Below are 19,318 nucleotides of genomic sequence, written 5' to 3' on the forward strand. Positions count from 1 at the left end.
GCATCGGAGTTCTGCGCCTATAGCTCAATTGGATAGAGCATCTGACTACGGATCAGAAGGTTGGAGGTTCGAGTCCTTCTAGGCGCGTAGTGGTTTGGATGCAGGTAGCACCATGAGATCGCACGGGGCGTAGCTTAGCCCGGTAGAGCGCCTGCTTCGGGAGCAGGAGGTCGCAGGTTCAAATCCTGTCGCCCCGACTGTATAAACTGTATAAATAGAGACCCCGCAACGACTTCGGTCGCTGCGGGGTTCTTTGTGTCAGCCGCCCTGCCCGCTCACCCCTGCGTCCACTTGGTGATCAGTCGCTGCCACGGGATCACCGCAGCCACCAGCGCCAGCGTGAGCAGCGTGCCGACCAGCGCCCGCTTCGCCTTGGTGGCCGAGTCCGCGGCCTTCTTGACCCGCACGCTCGACACCGTCGCCGCGATGACGGCGAGCACCATCAGGGTAGGATGCTCGACCACGAGTCGGCGCAGGGCGGGATCTTTCATCGTCGTGCTCATCGACGCGCGCGCCGCGGCCACCGCCGGACTGACGAACCACAGCCCTAGGCCCGCCAGCAACTGCAGGTGCACCAGCAGCGTCAGCTTCCGCACCAGACCGGTATCGGCCTCCGACCACGTGGCACTTCGGCTTCCCGCCCGCGACAGCACGAGCACGCCGACGATGAGAACGGCCCACGCCAGCAGGTTATGCGCACCAAGCAAGATCCCGTACATCCGATCGCCCTCCGAAGAATGAGACGCACCCGACGCGTCGTATCGCTGTCTCCCAGGTGGGGAATGTTATCCTGCGTACACCCGCTGCGCTGATCCTTCCTCACGACTCCACGCCTCGATGCCGCTAACGCTGTCACGCCAGAAGGCCGGCAACGTGCTCGCGCTCGTGACGGTGATTGCCCTCAACGGGCTCGCCGCCACGGGTGCGATGAGCGGCGATTCGATCGGCGTGATCGCCAACCGGTACCGCTCGCTCTTCCTGCCCGCCGACTACGTGTTCGGGATCTGGAGCGTGATCTATCTCGGGCTTATCGCCTCGGTGGTCTATCAGGCGCTCCCGACGGCCAGCGCGGAGCGTGCCGTGCGGCGACTCGGCATCTGGTGGGCGGTGACCGGCGCGCTCAACGTGGCGTGGATTTCGCTCTTCTCATTCGGCCAGTTCGCGCTCGCGCTGCCGGTCATGGTGATTTTTCTCGTCACGCTGGTCGTGATCGGAGAACGGGTGCGCACGGGAAGCGCACCGTCACTCGCCGAGCAGATATTCCTGGTCTGGCCGCAGGATATCTACCTCGCGTGGATCTCGGTGGCGTTGATCGCGAACAGTTTTCAGTTCGCGCAGGCCGTGCAGTGGGGCGGCTTCGGTATCGCGGAATCGACGTGGGCGGTCGCGATGATGTTCGTGGCGACGCTGCTCGGTACCGTCATGGCGTGGGGGCGCGGCAACTGGCTCTTTCCACTGGTCGTCGCCTGGGCATTACGCGGCATCGGCGCGCGGTATCCGGAGGTCGCGGCAATCGCCGACACCACGCGTTGGCTGGTGCCAGCCGGTGTGGTCGTGGGGATGATCGCCTGGGCGGCGGGGCGGCGGCGCGGCGACAGCCTTACTTCGCGGTAACCTTGGCTAGCGCGGCTTCGAAGGCGAGGCGCGCGGTGTCGTCGCCACTCACACGTTGTGTCGCGCGCGCATACGTGACGTCGGTGAATCCGTGCGATTTGAGCAGCGCGTCGCGCTCCAACCGGTACTTCTCGCGCAGTCCGGCCAATTCCTCCGGCTTCTTGTTCTTCGGTTCGGCGTAGGCGGCATCGGCGCGCTCACGGAGTGCCGTCTGGGCGAGGTAGGCTCGTGCAAACGCCATCATAGCCTCGATGCTGTCCGCCGGCATCTGTTCCGCTGCGGGAACGCCCGTCGGTCGCTTCGGTGCGTCCTGTGCGGACAGTGGAACGGCGCCGGCCGCCAGCAGGGCGAAAGCCAGCCCGACAGTCGCGAGCAGAGGTCGAACAGCGCGCAGCGGCATGAATCTCCTGGAAGCCGGGCGGTACAGAGGGCGGTACGACGAGTTGCGCTCAAGCTCCCGCTCCGGGGACGGTCCGTCAATCGGCGCGGTCAAATTCTTGCTGCAATGCCATCTCGGACCGCATCTTTTACAGGCTGGTCCCTCCCCTCCGCAGTCCCTGCCGTTCCCTTCCCGCATTGAGGTCAGGCATGAAAGCGATCTCCGCATTGGCGGTTACGCTCTCATTCGCCGTTGCCCTTCCCGGCCACAGCGACCCGCGACCCCCGTCGCCTGCGCACGTACCCGCACCACCGGCCGCGCGTGCCGTGGGCCATCCGGTGCTGCCGCGGCCTGCGACCGCGGCGTCGCGTGAGGCCGCGCGTTCCAGGGCGTTACGCATGGCCCCCGCCGAACTGAATGCGGTGGTGAAGCAGTACTGCCAGAAGTGCCACAACCCCACGATGCGTCGCGGCAATCTGTCGCTGGCCGATTTCGATGTGGGCGCGCCCGATGTACAGGCGGACGTGGCCGAGAAGGTGGTCGCCAAACTGCGCACCGGCATGATGCCGCCCGTGGGCTCGGCGCGCCCAAGTGCCGACACCCTGAGCGCGCTGGTCGTCTCGCTCGAACGTCAACTCGATGCGAGCGCGTATGCGCATCCGAATCCCGGACGCCGCACCTTTCAGCGACTCAATCGCGCCGAGTACCGCGCGGCGGTCGCCGACTTGCTGCATCTCGACGTGGACGCCGCGTCGTATCTGCCGCCCGACACCAAGAGCGACAACTTCGACAACATCGCCGACGTGCAGGCGCTTTCACCGACGCTGCTCAGTGCGTATCTGCGTGCGGCCAGTGACCTGAGCCGGCTGGCGGTCGGCAATGCGTCGGCGAGCGCGGCGTCGCACACGTACACGATGCCGAAGATGGCGTCGCAGACAGAGCACGTGGACGGCACGCCGTTCGGCACGCGCGGTGGCATGGCGGTGCTCCACACGTTTCCGGCTGACGGTGAGTACCGCTTCGATGTGAACTTCTTCCACGAGACCACCGGCGCCTTTGCCGGCGGTCTCGCCCGCGGCGAGCAGATGGAGATTTCGGTGGACGGCGAGCGCGTCGCGCTGCTGTCGATTGATCGCTTCATGCATGCGTCGGATCCGAACGGTGTGGCGATGGGTAGCGATCGCGTGCGCATCACGGCGGGTCCGCATCGCATTGCGGCGGCGTTCGTGCCGCCGGGTTTTCAGGGAGTGGCGCAGGACTTGATCAGCCCACTCAAGTGGTCGCTGAACAGCACGTCGAATGCGGTGGCGTACGGCTTCTCGCTGTTGCCGCATTTGCGCGAGCTCACGGTGAACGGCCCGTACGCGGTGACGGGCGTGTCCGACACGCCGCTCCGCAAGAATATCTTCAGCTGCCGTCCGGCCAACGTGAGCGCCGAGCGGCCGTGCGCGCAGTCCATCGTGAATCGGTTGGGGGCGATGGCATATCGTCGTCCGCTCACCGACGACGATCGGGCTGGACTGATGTCGTTGTACGATGGTGGTCGCAAGAATGGCGGCTTCGAAGCGGGCGTGCGTACGGCGCTGGAAGGCATTCTGGCGAGCCCCGACTTCGTCTTCCGCTTCGAGCAGGCGCCGCGCGATGTCGCGGCCGGTGCGAACTATGCGTTGCGCGACATCGACCTCGCGTCTCGCTTGTCGTTCTTCCTCTGGTCGGCACCACCCGATCGGGCGTTGGTATCGGCGGCCACGCGCGGCGCGCTCTCCACGCCGGTCGGCCTCGAACGGGAAGTACGCCGCCTGCTGGCCGATCCGCGCGCGTCGTCGCTGTCCACGCGCTTTGCGGCGCAGTGGCTACGGCTGCCCGATCTCGACATCGTGCAGCCCGACGTGCGGCAGTATCCCGACTTCGACGAGCAGCTGCGCGACGCGATGCGCAAGGAGACAGAGCTGTTCTTCGACGATCTCGTGCGTCGCGACCGGCCCTTGCTCGACCTCTATCGTGCCGACTACACGTTCGTGAATGAGCGGTTGGCCCAGCACTACGACATGCCGAATGTGATCGGTCCGTCGTTCCGTCGCGTAAAGTATCCCGACGCCGGCCGACGCGGACTGTTATCGCACGCGAGCATTCTCACGCTGACCTCGCACGCCGGGCGCACGTCCGCGGTGGAACGCGGCAAGTGGGTGATGGAAGTGCTGCTCAACTCGCCGCCACCACCGCCGCCGCCCGGCGTACCCGACCTCGAAGCGACGCCCGGTGCCACCGACGGCCGCCTGCTCACCGTGCGCGAGCGCATGGAGCAACATCGCAAGAGCCCGGCGTGCAGCAGCTGCCACAAGATGATGGATCCGATCGGCCTCGCGATGGAGCAGTACGATGTGACGGGCCGCCTGCGGGTCCGTGACAACGGCATGCCAATCGATTCGCGCGGTGATTTGTGGGATGGCAGCACCGCACGCAACGTGGCGGAACTGCAGGCCGCGCTGTTGCGCCGGGAAGACGCGCTGCTGCGCACCTTTACGCGCAACCTCATGGCGTATGCGATCGGACGTCGCATCGAGGCGTACGACATGCCGACCGTGCGCGCGATCGTGCGCGACGCGGCGAAGCAGGATCACCGGATGTCGGCGTACATCCTTGGCGTGGTACGTAGCCCCGCCTTCCGTATGCAGCGCGCCGACGCGCCCGCCCCGAAAGCCACCGACGCGTCGCCCGGCCAACAGCCGGGTGCGTCCTTCAACCTGTTCCGGTAGAGAGTTCGACTATGGCCTTCATCTCCCGCAAGGCATTGCCGCGTCGCACGTTCTTGAAAGGACTCGGCACGATGGTCGCGCTCCCGTATCTGGACGCGATGATTCCGACCACGGCGTTCGCGTCGAGTGCACCGGCCAATCCGGCGCGACTGCTGTGCCTCGAAATGGTGCACGGCGCGGCCGGCTGCAGCCCGTTCGGACTCACCGAGCACCTCTGGGCGCCGCCGACCACCGGACGCGCCTTCGACCTGAGCGCGACGTCGTTGTCGCCGCTGGAGCCGTGGCGCAAGTATCTCACGATCGTGAGCAACACCGACGTGCGCATGGCGGAAGCGTACAAGTCGGAGGAGATCGGCGGTGATCACTTCCGATCGAGCGCGGTGTTTCTCACGCAGGCCCATCCCACGCAAACCGAAGGCTCGGACATCTTTGCGGGCACGTCGCTCGACCAGATGTACGCGCAACGCTTCGGACAGGCCACGCCGATTCCATCGATGCAGCTGTGCATCGAACCGTTGGATCGTGCCGGCGGCTGCGCGTACGGTTACTCGTGCATGTACACCGACTCGATCAGCTGGAGTTCGCCCACCGAACCGCTGCCGATGATTCGCGACCCGCGCGTGGCGTTCGAGCAGCTGTTCGGCACCGGTGGTACGGCCGCCGAACGCGCCGATCGCACGCGCAGTACCGGCAGCGTGCTCGATTGGATCACAGGGCGTGTGGCGCAGCTCAACAAGCAACTCGGCGCGACCGATCGTCGTCGCATGGAGCAGTATCTCGACAACATCCGTGAGATCGAGCGGCGCATTCAGCAAGTGGAGGCGCGCAACAGTTCGGGCGAAGCGCGCGAACTGGCCGGCGCTCCGGCGGGCGTACCGGATTCATTCGGCGACCATGTGAAGATCATGTTCGACCTGCAGGTGCTGGCGTTGCAGAGCGACATGACGCGCGTGTTCTCCTTCAAGATGGGCCGCGACGCGTCGGCGCGTGTGTATCCCGACAGCGGGGTCGCGACCGGCTTTCATCCGTCGTCGCACCACGGCAACAATCCGGCACGCGTTCGCGAGTTCGCCGAGATCAACCGGTACCATGTGAGCTTGCTGCCGTATCTGCTCGACAAGCTCAAGACGACGATGGACGGCGATTCGCCGCTCCTCGACAAGACCACCATCGTGTATGGCTCGCCGATGTCGGACAGCAACACGCACAACCACCGTCGCTGCCCGCTCATTTTGCTGGGTGGCGGACATGGTCTGGCGTCGGGCAATCAGCACCTCAAGGCGCCGGACGGCACCCCCATGGCGAATGCGATGCTGAGCCTGATGCACAAGCTGGGTATGGACGATCTCAATACGTTCGGCGACAGCACGGGCGAGTTCACCTTCTGATGCGGATCTGACGCGAGGAGAGAGCAGATGACTGGTGGACTGTGGTGGAAGTGGGTCGCAATCGGTGCGATGACCTCGGCGGTACCGAGCCTGTCGGTCACACCGGCGGCGCCGGTGGCTGATGCCGCGATGCGCGGTGATGCGTCGGCGGTGCGGGCGCTGGTGGCCACGGGTGCCGACGTGAACGCGGCGCAGGGCGACGGGATGACGGCACTGCATTGGGCCGCCGAGCGCGGCGACTCGTCGCTGGCCGCGGTGCTGTTGCGAGCCAAAGCGCGCACGACCACGACGACGCGAGTGGGCGGCTTTCTGCCGTTGCACGTGGCGAGTCAGCGCGGCAACACGGGCGTGATCCGTGCGCTGCTGGCTGCCGGCGCCGATGCGCGCGCAACGACCGCCGACGGCACGACGGCGTTGCATCTCGCCGCGATGGCAGGCGTGCCGAGCGCGATCTCGGTATTGGTTGCAGCGGGAGTCGACGCCAATGTGAAGGAACCTATGTGGGGCCAGACGCCGCTCATGGTCGCGGCGGCGCGCGGTCGTGCGGACGCGGTGCGCGCCCTGCTCAAGGCCGGCGCCGATGCGTCGATCACGGCAAAGACGTTGGACATCATGGCGAGCGCCGCCCAGGATCGGCAGGCGAAGTCGAAGCGTGATGCGGTGCTGGCGAAGCTGCGCGAAGAACAGGGGCAAACGAAGAATCCGAACTGGTTGCCCAACCCGCAGCAGGTGCAGGCCGCGGTGAAGGCATCGCGTGATGTGGAGGTGCAGTCGGCCTCAGCGGCCGCGCTCGACGGAGCGGCGGCTGCGGCTGCGGCCGAAGAGGCACGATTGGCGGCGCAGGGTGGGCGTGGGCTGGATGACGACAATCCGGCCTACAACGAGCTTCTGGGGCCTCAGGGCGGGCACACCGCTCTGCTGCTGGCCGTCCGTGAAGGTCAGATTGCTGCCATCGACGCGCTGCTCGATGGCGGCGCGTCGATCAATCAGGTCAGTGCTGGTGACCAAACAAGCCCGATGCTGATGGCGGCGATCAATGGGCACTACGACATCGTGCTGCGACTGCTCGGCCGCGGAGGCAATCCCAATCTGGCCAGCGACGCCGGGGCGGCCCCGCTCTTCGCGGTGCTGAACAAGGAGTGGGCGCCGAGCACGCGCACGCCGCAGCCGGCGTTCCAACTACAGCAGCACGCCACGTATCTCGAAGTGGTCGACTCCCTGTTGAAGGCGAAGGCCGATCCGAACGCACGCTTGGTGAAGTCGCTGTGGTACACCACCTACAATCGCGACAATCTCGGCGTCGACTTTTCCGGCGCGACACCGTTCTTCCGCGCGGCCTACGCTACCGACGTCGCGGCCATGAAGCTACTTCTGGCGGCTGGTGCCGATCCCACCATTGCCACGATCAAACCGAAGCCGCGGGCTCGGCGCGGTGCCGTCGCCGTGGCGACGGCGGATCCGTCGGGGTTGGCGCCGATCGCGGAAGGCGGCGTTGGCGTGCTGGCGATCCACGCGGCGTCTGGCGTGGGCTACGGTCAGGGCTTCGCCGCCAACGACCATCGACACGTGCCCGATGGCTGGCTGCCGGCGATGAAGTATCTGGTGGAGGTGCTCGGCTTCGACGTGAACGCGCGCGACTACAGCGGCTACACGCCGTTACACCACGCGGCGGCGCGGGGCGACAATGCGATGATCGAGTATCTGGTGTCGAAGGGCGCCGACGTGAAGGCGGTAGCGCGCACGGGGCAGACCACCGCCGACATGGCCAACGGGCCGGTGCAGCGCGTGTCGCCCTTCCTCGACACGGTGGCGCTGTTGGAGAAGCTGGGCTCGAAGAACAACCACAAGTGCATTTCGTGCTGAGCCGCCGAGGCCCACAAGCACTGGAGATTTTTTAACGCGTAAACATTTGCGCAATGCGTCCGTTTGTGGGATGTTAGCCACGCCTCGGCCCTGCATGTTCCCGCTAGCCCCCGCCGTTGGCACGACATTTCTCCCTTCCCGGAGGCCCGCATGCGGCGATGGCTGCGACACGTAGGCAACATCAGGCCATGGATCGGTGCGCTCGCACTGCTCGTGGCGTCCCACCCCGCCGCTGCTCAGGATGGCACTGGCCGCATCCGAGGCAAGGTGACGAACGTCGGCAACGGCGCTCCTATTCCGGCACAAGTCGGCATTCTCGGTGAGCGCATCGGCGCCACGACGGGCGCCGACGGTTCGTACCTGATCACCGGCGTGGCCCCTGGCCAGCGCACCGTTCGCGTGCGCGCGCTGGGCTATCAACAGATCGACAAGGTGGTGTCGGTGACCGCCAACGGCATCGTCACGCTCGACGTCGCGATGACCGCCGCCCCCACGTCTCTGAACGAGATCGTCGTCACGGGCACGGCAGGCTCAGCGCGCAAGCGCGAAGTGGGCAACTCGATCGGACAGGTCAAGCTGGCCGACATTCCGGAAGTCCCGACGAACGTATCCAATCTGCTCTCCGGCCGTGTGGCCGGTGTGACGGTGGCCGGCGGCGTCGGTAACGCCGGTGGCGGCCAGGCGATCCGTCTGCGCGGTGCCACCAGCGTCTCGCTCACGAATCAGCCCCTCATCTACATTGACGGCGTCCGTACGCGCAGCGAAGAGTATCCGCGCAACGGCGTCTTCACCGGCGCGACGCAGCGTGGCGCCAACTCGAACTCGAGCCCGCTCAACGACATCAATCCCGACGATATCGAGCGCATCGAAATCGTGAAGGGTGCCGCCGCCGCGACGCTGTTCGGCACTGACGCATCGGCGGGCGTGATCCAGATCTTCACCAAGCGTGGCCAGTCCGGCGCGGCCAAGTGGAACGTCCAGTTCAACTCCGGCTTCAACAAGCTGCAGAAGTTCGGCACCGACTCGGCCCCGCTGCTGTTCATGGATCCGTTCCTGCGCAACGGCGGCCGCTACGGCACGCAGATGCAGGTGTCGGGTGGCACGGGCCCGAGTCTCAAGTACTTGTTGTCGGTAGGCGCCGACAACACGGAGGGCGTGATGCCGAACGACCTGGAGCGGAAGTATTCGGTGCGCTCCAACATCGACTTCGCGCCGGCCAAGAAGCTGGCCACCAGCTTCAATGTGTCGTACACGAACAACCTGATCAACAACACACCGGCCGGTAACAACGCCCAGGGCCTCACGCTCAACGCGTTCCGCCGCAACCGCAATTACTTCGCGTCGGAGAATCCGGATACCATCCGTCGCGTGCTGACGCAGCAGCTGGCCAGCAACATCGATCGCCTCATCCTCGGCTTCACGAACACCTTCACGCCGATCCAGGCGGTCTCGTCGCGCTTCACCGTGGGCTTCGATCGCGCGGCCGTCGAGAATCGCAACATCCGTCCATACGGCTTTCCGAATGCGCCGCTTGGTGTGGCTCAGAACCAGCGGTGGGCGAACACCACGCTCAGCATGGATTGGGTGAACAACCTCGAGAAGCAGTTCAACGACGATTTCAAGGCGACCGTGTCATTCGGCTCGCAGTATGTGAATTCGGCCGTCGGCGATGTGGTGGCGTACTCCGAGCGCTTCGCCGCGCCCGGCGAGGTCACGGCAGCCAGCGGTTCGCAGAAGTTGTCCGACGAGAATCGTCAGCGCGTGATCACCGGCGGTGTCTTCGCGCAGTCGCTGCTCGGATTCAAGGACCGGTACTTCGTGACCATCGCGACGCGCATCGACGGCAACAGCGCGTTCGGTAAGGACTTCGGATTCCAGACGTATCCGAAGATCTCCGGTTCGTGGGTGGTGTCCGACGAAGGATTCTGGAAGGAGAAGCTCGGCACGCTCAAGCTGCGTGCGGCCTACGGACAGGCGGGACGTGCCCCCGGCGCCTTTGATGCCGTGCAAACGTGGACGCCGGTGGGCTGGGGCGTCGATCCCGCGCTTCGCCCGCTCAACCTCGGCAACGCGAATCTCGGCCCTGAGCGCACGGCCGAAACCGAGCTCGGTTTCGATCACAGTTTGTGGGGTGGCCGCCTGACCACCGACTTCACCTACTTCAACGCCACGACCAGCGACGCCCTGTTCCGCGTGAACGCGCCGCCGTCGCAAGGCTTCCTGAATTCGGTGTTGCGCAACGTCGGTGAGCTGAACAAGCAGGGCTTCGAAATCGCCATGAACGGGACGATTCTCGATCGCGAGAACTGGGGACTGAACGCGGGCATCAACCTCAGCACGAACAAGAGCCTCGTGCAGTCGCTCGGTGGTGTACCGGCCTTCGGCATCGGCAACAACGGTTGGGTGCAGACCGGATCCGCCGCGCCCGTCGTCCAGGGTATGCTGATCCGCAATCCGAACGCGGTCGGCGAAGCGCCGGACACGATGTCGAATTACAACTTCGGCCCGAGTCAACCTACGCACATCATCGGCGGCACGCTGTCGCTGCGCACGTACAAGCGCATCACGATTTCGATGCGTACCGAGTACCAGGGCGGCGCGTACATCAACGAAGATGCGTCGTACCAGGCGCTCTCGCGCTCGGTGGAGTGGCCGACGTGCTTCGATGCCTACAAGAACATCGCCGCGGGCAAGCCAATCACGGTGCGTGAAAACCTCACCTGCAAGGCGACCAACGTGCGCAGCACGATGTTCATCTTTCCGGCCGACTTCTTCAAGATCCGCGACGTGACCGTCGTGGTACCGCTGGGCAAGCTGATCCCGAAGGTGGCCAGCAGCTCCCTCGTCTTCTCGGCGCAGAACTTCTTCCGCCGCAACTACGGTATGCCCCTCTTCGATCCCGAGATGTCCGGCAACGACGGCTTCAACGCCAATCCGCGGTACATCTCGGAGCAGATCCCTGCCCCGGCGATGTACCTGACTTCCTTGCGCCTGTCGTTCTGAGGAGATGACCATGACGCAAACACGTATTCCCTCGCCCCGCGCGGTCCGGGCACTGCGATGGCTCGCTCCTGCGGTGCTGCTTATCGGTACCGGCTGCGCACTCGAAGTCACAAACCCGGGCCCCATTCAGTCGGAGTTCCTGAACAGCCCCGCGGTGCTCAGCAGCCTGGTCAACGGTTCAGGCCGCGACCTGGCGGAAGCGATGAACTGGGTGGCCTATACCGGTTCAGCCGTGTCGAAGGAGCTGTTCCCTGCGGGTTCGACCGGCGCGTTCGGCATCACCGTTCGTCAGCAGGCGGGCAAGCTGGTCGACGATGACGACAACACCCACTGGAACTTCTCGCAGCGAGCGCGCTGGACTGCGGAAAGCGCCGTGGCGCGCATCGATTCGGTGCTCGGCGCCGACGCGGCAGGCAAGAGTGCGACGCAAGCACAAGCGTTGATCTGGGCGGGGTATGCCAACCGGCACCTCGGCGAGAACTTCTGCGAGTGCGTGATCAACGGCGGAGCGCCGCAAGCCGCTAGCGTGTACTTCGAGCGGGCCGAGGGCTACTTCACGCGCGCGATCGCGGTGGCTACGGCAGCCGCGAACGCAAACCTGACGAATGCGGCGACGGCGGCCCGGGCAGCGGTGCGATTGTCGCGCAACAACCTCACCGGCGCCGCGACGGATGCCGCCCTGATCGCGAATACGTTCGTGTACCGCATGCCGTACTATCAGACGGAAGAGGCGCAGTACAACCGCATCTTCTGGGCAGGCGCCAACACGCCGTATCGCGCGCACACGGTGTTCAACACGTTCTACGAGAACTACCGTCGCACGACTCGCGATCCACGCGTACCGTACGACAGCAGCCTCACCGTGTTACAGGGCGACGGTGCCGTGACCTTCAACGGCGTGTCGCAACGCGTGCGCTGGTACTTCCAGACGAAGCACGCCGCGACGACGGCGAATATCAACCTCTCCACCGGCTGGGAGATGCGCCTGATCGAGGCCGAAGCCAAACTGGTCGCCGGTGATGTCACCGGAGCGCTGACGTCGATGAATCTGCGTCGCACGACACTCAGCCTGCCGTTGCTCACCGCCGCGAATTCCACGGAAGCGTGGAGCGCCCTCAAGCGCGAACGCGGCATCGAACTCTGGCTCGAAGGTCGCCGCCTCGGCGATCTCCGTCGCTGGGCGACGAACAACCGGCCGGGAACCGCCGACGATATGACGGGCCGCGATCTGTGCTTCGCGACACCGTTGTCGGAGAAGCGCTCTAATCCGAATTACACGACGCCGTAGTCGTTGGCGTGTCGTGTGGGCGGGGAGCTGGACGATGGGGGTGACGCGCATGAGCAATTCATTGCGCGCCGCCCCCATCCGGCGTTTGCAGGCTGAAATGCGATCGCAATAACTCTCGCATGGCACCGGCCACTTCGTCTTCCATCGCGAAGAGATTTCCCTTCATGCCTTCCAGTCGATCGGCATACAGGGTGAACCCATCAGCGGCATTTACCAGCCGCACCGTGAGCCGAAACTTGTCGCCCTCGGTCTCCACCACACCTTCAACGAGCGTGCGCACCGGGAGACGGGTCGTATCGCCAGCGGCGATGCGCTTCTGCAACGCGTCGGCCGCCGAGCGCGAGATCACGCGCAGCCCTTTCTCCCGCGATAACGCATCGGTGATCGCATCGGCGATCGCCTGCGCGGCGAAGGCCTGCGAGGAATCGGCGCTGAGGTACACGAAAGGGAGCACCGCGACGCTGGGCGTCGTGTCGAGCGCGGTCATCGCCGGGCGTGCGGCGTTCGCGTCGTTCGTCGCGGCGGCGCCGTCACGCGAGCCGGCGATCCACGCCAGTGCCGCGACCAGCACCCCAGCCACACCGGCGAACATCGCGCGCCATCGCTTCGACGGCATGCCTATCGGTACCGCGGCCGTCGCCCCAGTGAGCGCACGAATCGCTTGACTTCCCGAACCATCGTCAGGAATCGGCGTGAACGAGCCGCTGATGACCTGCGGATCGTCGAGTACTTGCGCCAATGTCGCCGCACTGGCGGGTCGATGAAGCGGGTCCTTGGCCAGACACTGCATGATCAGCGAGGCCAGCGCCGCCGGTATGTCCGGGCGATGCCGCTGCACCGGCACTGGCTCCTCGGCGATGTGGGCCGCCATCACCTGCTGTGGCGACCGGCCGCCAAACGGCGGCGCACCGACCAGCATCTCATACGCCATCACACCCACGGCGTAGATATCCACGGGGTACGACGCGTCGGGGTCGGCGGCCACCTGCTCGGGCGCCATATACGCCGGCGTTCCGAGTGAAACACCCGCTGTCGTAAATGGGTCGGTAGCGACGTCGTCGGCGTCATCGTCGCGATCACCGTGTCGCGCTTCGGCAAAGGCCTTCGACACACCGAAGTCCGCCACCACCGCTGCGCCGTTTGCCAGCAACACGTTATCCGGCTTGATGTCGCGATGCACCACGCCACGCGCATGGGCGACGGTGAGTGCGCGCGAGACGTCGCGCAGAATGCGCACCGTGTCGACCACGCCAAGCGATCCGCGCTGCAACCGCGTGCGCAGCGACTCGCCTTCCACGAATGGCATCAGGAAGTACGGCAGCCCGTCGATCTCGCCCGTGTCGAGCACCGGCACAATCAGCGGGTGCTGCAGCGCCGCGGCGGTGAGAATCTCACGACGGAACCGATCCACACTCACGCCGGCCGATAGCTCGGGGCGCAGCAGTTTGATGACCACGCGCCGATCGAGCCGCCGATCGTACGCCACGTACACGCGCGACATCCCCCCGCCACCGAGTTCTCGCTCGATTGCGAAGTCGTCGCCGAGTTGGCGCTGGATCTGGTCTTGAAGGGCGGTCATGGCGTGATGGGGGACACTGGATTGGACACCCCGAACAGGCGAAAACGTTCGTATCGATCTCGAACCGGCGTGATTTCCCGGAACCGATCACACAGAGACAAAGAGAAAAGGAGAACACAGAGCGACCGGCTCCGGTGTTCTCCTTTTCTCTTTTGCTCTTTGCCTCTGTGTGATCGGTTCAGCGATCACGCAGCACCGCGAGTTCGTCGACCTACCGCTTACGGGCGAGCCGGACCCATGATGTTCTTCGCATACAGCGCGATGATGATCGCGACCAGCGCGACCTGGCCAATCGGGCCGATCACGCGGATCAGACCGAAGATCGCCGAGATGAGCATCAACGGCAGCTTGATGATCGGCAGGAGCCAATCAGCGTTGGCGGGATGTGAAAAGAACGGCATGGGTAGTCTCGCGAGGGTTCAGAACGACGACGCGTGAAGGTTAGCAGAGAGCGCTCAGCCCCGGTAGCGCTGGAGATACTGGAGGTCGTCGTCGTCCACGCGAATCGTGTAGACGGTACCGCCGGCGCCGAACCCGATCACGCGGGTCTGCTTGGGCAACACCACCTTGCCGGTCAGTTTTCCAGCCGCCGAGAAAACGTCGTACGTCGGAATGGGATCCGACGCCGTTCGGTTACGGGCAATCCAGATCTCCCCGGCCGGCGTGGCGAAGATCCCGTTCGCGTTGAAGGGCGGCTTGGTTGACGGCCATTCGGCTGGCTCCTCGAACGGTGGTGGCGCTGTGCTGGCGCGCGTCTGCGAACCTCCGGGGCCACCTTCCGACCGTGAGATGGACATCCCACCGGCATTCTTCGACTGATCGCGGTATTCCTGCTTTTCGGCGCTTCCCACTTTCACCGCCGAGAATGCCACGGCAGCGCTGCGGGTCACGGCGCGCGTGGGTGAGACGAGATCGAGGTGATAGTCGCCGACCCGGGCGATCACGAGCGTCCCGTTGGGCAGCACCGTCCAGGCGTCGCGTGCCGGGTACGGGGTGCGTCCGCCGATCCGCACTTCCATGCGCTGGTTGCCGCCGCTTCCGCTCGACTTCACGGAGGCGTTGTTCTTGGGCAGGTGAACCCAGGCCAAGGTGTCCACGGCTTTGCTGGCGCGATCGTAGCGCACGATCGGCGCGGTGTCAGCCGTCACCGGGCCATTGGGACCCATCGAGATCCCGCCCCCCTCGAAGTAAAGTCGCCCGCGGGCGTCGGAGGCTCGTGGCATGCCGAACCCCAGTCCGCCGATCCGCATGACCTGTCCGCCGCCCTCCGGGCGCTGGCCCTGTTGCGGGCGCGGCGCCGACGACGGCTCGTCGCCCACGCGGAACGACACGCCGGGCTTTCCGTCGGGGTGCACCATGAGATAGCGCTGGTTCAGCGGATCGAAGATCACGCTGCTATCGCCAGGCAGCGCAAAGAGCTGGGTGGGCAGGCCGTACTCGCCGGGACCCGAGCCCTCGCGGCCGACTTTCGTCGCACTGTTGGCCGTGAGATTGACCAGCTGCACGAGCTTGTCGCGGCTGTCGACGACGAGCAGCCGTCCGTCCTTCAGCTCGCGCACCGCAGCGATCTGCGAGAACGGCTCGGCGTATTCGGCGAGCGGTTTGGACAGCGTACGAGTTGGCTGCTGCGCGACGACGGGGAGGGCGGTCGACGCCAACAGCGCGAGAACGCAGGGAGTGCGCATATGGAGAGGGGGGTGGAGGTCACGAACGATAATTCGTCACCTCACCCCCCGCCTGCGGTTGCCTGCGTGTAGCGACTTACGCGACGGTGCCCTGAATCGCGTCCTTGGCGATGACGGCGAAATCGCTGGCACCGAATCCTTCGGCGATTACGGCATCCATGCGGGCCGCGAGCGATGGCAGCACGGCCAACGGCAGGTCACCGGCGGCTTCCATCATGAGTCGAATATCCTTGCGGGCCATCGTGAGTTCGAAGCTCGCGTCGAACTTGCCGGCAGCCATGGTACGACCGCGTCCCTGCAGAATATTGCCGGGGTTGAAGAACTCGAGGAGCTTGAGCGCGTCGGTGGGGGCGATGTCACTGCCCTTCGCGATGCTATACACGTCGCTGAGCAGGGCGCCCATGCCGATGATGAACGCATTGCCCATCAACTTGTAGGCCGCGGCGAGGTCATTGCGCTCGCCGAAGTACTCCACGCGCGCGGCCATGCGGCCGAGGGCGTCCTTCACCGCGTCGTACAGTGCGGTGGGGCCGGCGGCGAGGATGATGCCCTGACTCTGTCGCGCGGCAGCTGGTCCGATGAACACGGGGCAGTGCAGATAGCGCACGCCTTCGGCGTTGAGTCGCGTGGCACGTTCGGCCGTGAGCGCCGGCTGAGTAGTCGTGTGATCCACGATGATCGCGTCAGACGAGAGCCCGGCGCGCAGTTGACCGATGACGTCTTCGACCACCGCGTCATCCTTGAGCACGAGATGCACACGACTCGCCCCGCGTACAGCATCGGCCGGTGTGTCGGCAACGATCGCGCCGAACGACGCGAGCGCGCGGGCTTTGTCGCTGGTGCGGTTCCATACCGTCACCGTATCGCCGCGCTGGCAGGCGGCTTCCACGAAGCCGCTACCGAGCAGCCCCGTGCCGAGAAACGCGATAGTGGTCATTGGTGAAAGATAGCCGATTGCGAACGTGTGCCGCACTTTAGCCTTCCTCCCCGCCCTCCACTTCAGCCCGTCCCGCTCATGCGTCGTTTCGTCGCTCTCCTTGTGCTGTCCACGCTCGCGGTCGCTTGCAAGTCATCCGGCGGCGGCAACGCCAACCTCAGTCCGAAGGCCGACGCGAAGGTCGCGAAGCCGGCGGCCGTCACGCCCGCCGCCGTGGCCATGGGTGACTCGATCTTCAACAACGGCTCGTGCGCCCGCTGCCACGGTAAGGGCGGCGTTGGTGCTACCAACGCGCCGGCGCTCTCCGGGCCGACGTTCCTGCAGATGACCGCGGGTAGCTTCGACGAAATCGTCGGCATCATCGTCAGCGGCGTGCCGAAGGACAAGATCAAGGATCCGTCACACCCCAACGCGATGGGTGCGCGCGGTGGCCGCATGGCGCTCACCGACCCGCAGATCCAGGCCGTTGCCGCCTATGTCTGGACGCTCTCCCACAAGTAGGTCGTTCGCCCGCTCGGTCCGCAGCGTGTCGTAGTAGGACTCGCGAATACCAAGTGCATTGACTTCGCACATCGAGAGCATCTGTCCGCGCACCGGTACGCGGAAGACACAGTGCGCGAGACGTTCCTGCCCCTCGGGGGTCGCGATCTGCTCCCGACTCATGAAGTGATGACTGACGATGGTGAGCGGGGTGAGTCGACGCCGGCCGGAGGCCAGGCCGACCGCCCCGCGCAACGCATTCCCGCCGCCGATGTGCTGCAGCCATCGGTGCGCGAACCGTGGTACGGCTCGCAGCATGAAGCCGGGGGCGTGTCGCACGAGACCCACCGCGCGGGCGAGCGCTTGGTTCCGCCCGTCAAGGCGGAACGAGATACCACCAAAGCGCGCCAGAAATCCGTCAACGACCGCAACATCCGTCGCATTTGATGCGTCGCGGATCGAGCGAAACCGATGACGCCCGTCAGGATCGTGCAACACTGCCCCGTTGACCATGCGATTGCATGCCTCGTGACCGAACCAGACGCCCATCTCACTCATCCGCCGCGCGCCACCGTCAACGTGCAAGCCACGGGCGACTTCTTCCCACACCGACTCGGCGTCGACACCGCCACCGAAACCATCTTCGGTCCGACCGACCTGTGCGATCGGTTGAAAACTGATCAATCGGAATGCATCGCTGTGCTTCGTGAGCCAGCGCATGACATCGCCCACGCCATTCAGATTCTCGCGTGTCACGGTCATCGTGGTCGCGGCGCGCAGGGGCAGCCCAGTGGTGCGTTGCGCGGTCCGAATCATGTCGGCGAACTCTTCGCGTAACGGGTTGAGCTGCCATTCCGAGGTGGCGCGCCGCCACTGGTCGCCGACACGGCCGCGCTGCGAGGTGTCGACGTGAATCGACACCTCGATGAGCCCGCCCCGCACCATCAATTCCTCGAGCAACCCCGGGCGCCGACGGAAGCTGTCTCCGTGCGTCATCAGCATGGGGATGAGACCGAGCGACTGCGCGTACCTGAGCAGCTCGACGATCTCGTCGACCGGACGCAGCGTGACTTCACCGTCAGTGAGCTGCAGGTTGCCGGCATGGCCGAGCACGGGGCGCAACGCGCGCATTTGCGCCTTGATTTCGTCCAGGCTCGCCGCCGGTATCGTGTTGGCCCCGGCGTTCAGATAGCAGCCGCGGCAGGCGAAGTCGCAGCGTGGCATCGCACCGATGGTAGCACCGCACCCGTTGCCCTGTTTGCCGAACATCTGCTGCGGCACGCGCATCGATGGTGCCAGTGAGGTCCAGTTGGCGGCCAGCATCTCCTTCGCTTCCTCGCGAACGGGCGCGCGCATGATTTGCACGTACTCCGACCAACCCGACTGGGTACTCATGAGCCGCGTGGCGACGTGTATGCCCGCATGATGTTCAACGACCAGTTGTACTCAGTGACACGCACGGTGAAGCGACCGCTGTTCAGCAGATCGCGCTCCGCCCCCGCGGGGAAGTAGCGCGCAATGTACCGGCCAACGGTCGCCTGCGACCCGCCGAAGTCCTTGATGTAGTCGCGGAATTCCACGAAGATCGGACTGAGATACGCCACGCGGGCTGACACATCGACCCGATTCTTGGTGGGCGACTGCAGCAGAAACTGACGCGCCTGATCATCGAGCTGCGCGTCGAGGGTCGCGCCCGCATACGCTTCACTTCTGAGCGGGGGGCAGCCCATGGCGGCGCAGACGAGCGCGAAGTGAATCCGCGGTTCGGCAAATCGCTTGCGGATGATGTCCTGCTCGATCTCGTCGAGGCTGTATGCCCTGCCGCCGACCACCGCGAGCTTCTCCTTCCACGGCCCGTAGGCTTTTACGACGCCGAAGCTCTTGTTGATGTTGCGGATCGATTCGCGCTCGTTGTGCGCGTTGATGAGCTGGATGGTGTACGCGTTGTAGGCGTTGATCCACAGGGCCAGCGCGTCGGCCTTGTTGAGCGAGGCCGGATCGGTCTTCGCGAGCGAGGCGAGGTAGGCCTTGAACTCGGGTGCGCGACCGAAGGCGTCATAATCGACGAGGCCGCCGCGCACGTGCGCCTTCAACAGGGCGTCGAACGGGGAATGCGACGGAGCGGGCTGCGGGGTCGCAAGCGAGAGGGCGGCGGCGAACAGGGCGGCGGTCAGCATGATATCAGGGATACGCCGGGCGGGCGCAGCTGGATTTGTGGCAACTACGGATGGCGAGGGCTGGCCTGGGCTGCTATTCCAAATATCGTATGTTCACGCGAAGGACGCGGAGGGCCGCGGAGGAACGCGAAGAACAGCAACGGCATTTTTCTTGTGCTGTTCTTCGCGA

15 protein-coding genes and 2 tRNA genes are annotated in these 19,318 nt (G+C 65.3%); 9 read left to right on the forward strand and 8 right to left on the reverse strand.

The window, feature by feature from the left end; all coding sequences use genetic code 11:
* Positions 1 to 13: 13 nt before the first annotated feature.
* Together HKW67_RS11440 and HKW67_RS11445 are read left to right on the forward strand one after the other, a co-directional pair.
* A tRNA-Arg gene (locus HKW67_RS11440) sits at positions 14 to 87 on the forward strand.
* 36 nt (positions 88 to 123) lie between these two features.
* Positions 124 to 197: transfer RNA gene (locus tag HKW67_RS11445), tRNA-Pro, on the forward strand.
* 78 nt (positions 198 to 275) lie between these two features.
* Here HKW67_RS11445 and HKW67_RS11450 read toward each other — a convergent pair.
* Positions 276 to 719 carry a hypothetical protein gene (locus tag HKW67_RS11450; RefSeq protein WP_171225508.1) on the reverse strand — a complete coding sequence of 148 codons (444 nt, stop codon included), beginning with the start codon at positions 717 to 719 and terminating at the stop codon, positions 276 to 278.
* Between the two features lie 118 nt (positions 720 to 837).
* Here HKW67_RS11450 and HKW67_RS11455 point away from each other — a divergent pair, with 118 nt between their 5' ends.
* On the forward strand, positions 838 to 1,614 hold the full coding sequence (locus HKW67_RS11455) for a TspO/MBR family protein (protein ID WP_171225509.1): 777 nt from the start codon (positions 838 to 840) through the stop codon (positions 1,612 to 1,614).
* Here the strand turns inward: HKW67_RS11455 and HKW67_RS11460 are convergent.
* Positions 1,601 to 2,014 carry a hypothetical protein gene (locus HKW67_RS11460; protein ID WP_171225510.1) on the reverse strand — a complete coding sequence of 138 codons (414 nt, stop codon included), beginning with the start codon at positions 2,012 to 2,014 and terminating at the stop codon, positions 1,601 to 1,603. The genes HKW67_RS11455 and HKW67_RS11460 overlap by 14 nt on opposite strands.
* Positions 2,015 to 2,202: 188 nt before the next feature.
* Here HKW67_RS11460 and HKW67_RS11465 point away from each other — a divergent pair, with 188 nt between their 5' ends.
* The 5 genes from HKW67_RS11465 to HKW67_RS11485 all read left to right on the forward strand — a co-directional run bounded on the left by HKW67_RS11465 (position 2,203) and on the right by HKW67_RS11485 (position 12,291).
* Positions 2,203 to 4,749 (forward strand): DUF1592 domain-containing protein, encoded by a 2,547-nt coding sequence (locus HKW67_RS11465; RefSeq protein ID WP_171225511.1) that lies wholly within the window; start codon positions 2,203 to 2,205, stop codon positions 4,747 to 4,749.
* 11 nt (positions 4,750 to 4,760) lie between these two features.
* Positions 4,761 to 6,137, forward strand: a complete 1,377-nt coding sequence (locus HKW67_RS11470) for a DUF1552 domain-containing protein (RefSeq protein ID WP_171225512.1) — start codon at positions 4,761 to 4,763, stop codon at positions 6,135 to 6,137.
* A gap of 27 nt (positions 6,138 to 6,164) precedes the next feature.
* The gene (locus HKW67_RS11475) at positions 6,165 to 8,000 is read left to right on the forward strand and encodes an ankyrin repeat domain-containing protein (RefSeq protein ID WP_171225513.1); all 1,836 of its coding nucleotides are present in this window, start codon (positions 6,165 to 6,167) and stop codon (positions 7,998 to 8,000) included.
* Between the two features lie 150 nt (positions 8,001 to 8,150).
* Positions 8,151 to 11,003, forward strand: coding sequence for a TonB-dependent receptor domain-containing protein (locus HKW67_RS11480; protein ID WP_171225514.1), 2,853 nt, complete (start codon positions 8,151 to 8,153; stop codon positions 11,001 to 11,003).
* 10 nt (positions 11,004 to 11,013) lie between these two features.
* Positions 11,014 to 12,291, forward strand: coding sequence for a RagB/SusD family nutrient uptake outer membrane protein (locus HKW67_RS11485; RefSeq protein ID WP_171225515.1), 1,278 nt, complete (start codon positions 11,014 to 11,016; stop codon positions 12,289 to 12,291).
* Between the two features lie 58 nt (positions 12,292 to 12,349).
* Here HKW67_RS11485 and HKW67_RS11490 read toward each other — a convergent pair whose 3' ends face one another.
* From HKW67_RS11490 to HKW67_RS11505, 4 genes are all read right to left on the reverse strand, one after another.
* Positions 12,350 to 13,870 carry a protein kinase domain-containing protein gene (locus HKW67_RS11490; protein ID WP_171225516.1) on the reverse strand — a complete coding sequence of 507 codons (1,521 nt, stop codon included), beginning with the start codon at positions 13,868 to 13,870 and terminating at the stop codon, positions 12,350 to 12,352.
* A gap of 218 nt (positions 13,871 to 14,088) precedes the next feature.
* Entirely contained in the window at positions 14,089 to 14,271 is a 183-nt protein-coding gene (locus tag HKW67_RS11495) for a hypothetical protein (RefSeq protein WP_171225517.1), read from the reverse strand.
* A gap of 54 nt (positions 14,272 to 14,325) precedes the next feature.
* Positions 14,326 to 15,555 carry an NHL repeat-containing protein gene (locus HKW67_RS11500; protein WP_171225518.1) on the reverse strand — a complete coding sequence of 410 codons (1,230 nt, stop codon included), beginning with the start codon at positions 15,553 to 15,555 and terminating at the stop codon, positions 14,326 to 14,328.
* A gap of 76 nt (positions 15,556 to 15,631) precedes the next feature.
* The gene (locus HKW67_RS11505) at positions 15,632 to 16,492 is read right to left on the reverse strand and encodes an NAD(P)-dependent oxidoreductase (protein ID WP_171225519.1); all 861 of its coding nucleotides are present in this window, start codon (positions 16,490 to 16,492) and stop codon (positions 15,632 to 15,634) included.
* Between the two features lie 78 nt (positions 16,493 to 16,570).
* Between HKW67_RS11505 and HKW67_RS11510 the strand changes: the two genes are divergently transcribed.
* A complete protein-coding gene (locus tag HKW67_RS11510; protein WP_171225520.1) occupies positions 16,571 to 16,993 on the forward strand; it encodes a c-type cytochrome in 423 nt (140 codons plus the stop codon).
* On the opposite strand, the gene HKW67_RS11515 is transcribed toward HKW67_RS11510, so the two are convergent.
* Together HKW67_RS11515 and HKW67_RS11520 are read right to left on the reverse strand one after the other, a co-directional pair.
* Entirely contained in the window at positions 16,892 to 18,367 is a 1,476-nt protein-coding gene (locus HKW67_RS11515; RefSeq protein ID WP_171225521.1) for a radical SAM family protein, read from the reverse strand. The two genes, HKW67_RS11510 and HKW67_RS11515, sit on opposite strands and share 102 nt — an antisense overlap.
* A complete protein-coding gene (locus tag HKW67_RS11520; protein ID WP_171225522.1) occupies positions 18,364 to 19,149 on the reverse strand; it encodes a DUF547 domain-containing protein in 786 nt (261 codons plus the stop codon). The genes HKW67_RS11515 and HKW67_RS11520 overlap by 4 nt, the downstream gene beginning before the upstream one ends.
* Positions 19,150 to 19,318: the final 169 nt, after the last annotated feature.

It is taken from the genome of Gemmatimonas groenlandica (assembly GCF_013004105.1).
Lineage (GTDB): Bacteria > Gemmatimonadota > Gemmatimonadetes > Gemmatimonadales > Gemmatimonadaceae > Gemmatimonas > Gemmatimonas groenlandica.

Excerpts from the sequence above, each read along its gene's own strand:
- HKW67_RS11450 (WP_171225508.1), bottom strand. The coding sequence starts at position 719 with ATGTACGGGATCTTGCTTGGTGCGCATAACCTGCTGGCGTGGGCCGTT.
- HKW67_RS11455 (WP_171225509.1), top strand. The coding sequence starts at position 838 with ATGCCGCTAACGCTGTCACGCCAGAAGGCCGGCAACGTGCTCGCGCTC.
- HKW67_RS11460 (WP_171225510.1), bottom strand. The coding sequence starts at position 2,014 with ATGCCGCTGCGCGCTGTTCGACCTCTGCTCGCGACTGTCGGGCTGGCT.
- HKW67_RS11465 (WP_171225511.1), top strand. The coding sequence starts at position 2,203 with ATGAAAGCGATCTCCGCATTGGCGGTTACGCTCTCATTCGCCGTTGCC.
- HKW67_RS11470 (WP_171225512.1), top strand. The coding sequence starts at position 4,761 with ATGGCCTTCATCTCCCGCAAGGCATTGCCGCGTCGCACGTTCTTGAAA.
- HKW67_RS11475 (WP_171225513.1), top strand. The coding sequence starts at position 6,165 with ATGACTGGTGGACTGTGGTGGAAGTGGGTCGCAATCGGTGCGATGACC.
- HKW67_RS11480 (WP_171225514.1), top strand. The coding sequence starts at position 8,151 with ATGCGGCGATGGCTGCGACACGTAGGCAACATCAGGCCATGGATCGGT.
- HKW67_RS11485 (WP_171225515.1), top strand. The coding sequence starts at position 11,014 with ATGACGCAAACACGTATTCCCTCGCCCCGCGCGGTCCGGGCACTGCGA.
- HKW67_RS11490 (WP_171225516.1), bottom strand. The coding sequence starts at position 13,870 with ATGACCGCCCTTCAAGACCAGATCCAGCGCCAACTCGGCGACGACTTC.
- HKW67_RS11495 (WP_171225517.1), bottom strand. The coding sequence starts at position 14,271 with ATGCCGTTCTTTTCACATCCCGCCAACGCTGATTGGCTCCTGCCGATC.
- HKW67_RS11500 (WP_171225518.1), bottom strand. The coding sequence starts at position 15,555 with ATGCGCACTCCCTGCGTTCTCGCGCTGTTGGCGTCGACCGCCCTCCCC.
- HKW67_RS11505 (WP_171225519.1), bottom strand. The coding sequence starts at position 16,492 with ATGACCACTATCGCGTTTCTCGGCACGGGGCTGCTCGGTAGCGGCTTC.
- HKW67_RS11510 (WP_171225520.1), top strand. The coding sequence starts at position 16,571 with ATGCGTCGTTTCGTCGCTCTCCTTGTGCTGTCCACGCTCGCGGTCGCT.
- HKW67_RS11515 (WP_171225521.1), bottom strand. The coding sequence starts at position 18,367 with ATGAGTACCCAGTCGGGTTGGTCGGAGTACGTGCAAATCATGCGCGCG.
- HKW67_RS11520 (WP_171225522.1), bottom strand. The coding sequence starts at position 19,149 with ATGCTGACCGCCGCCCTGTTCGCCGCCGCCCTCTCGCTTGCGACCCCG.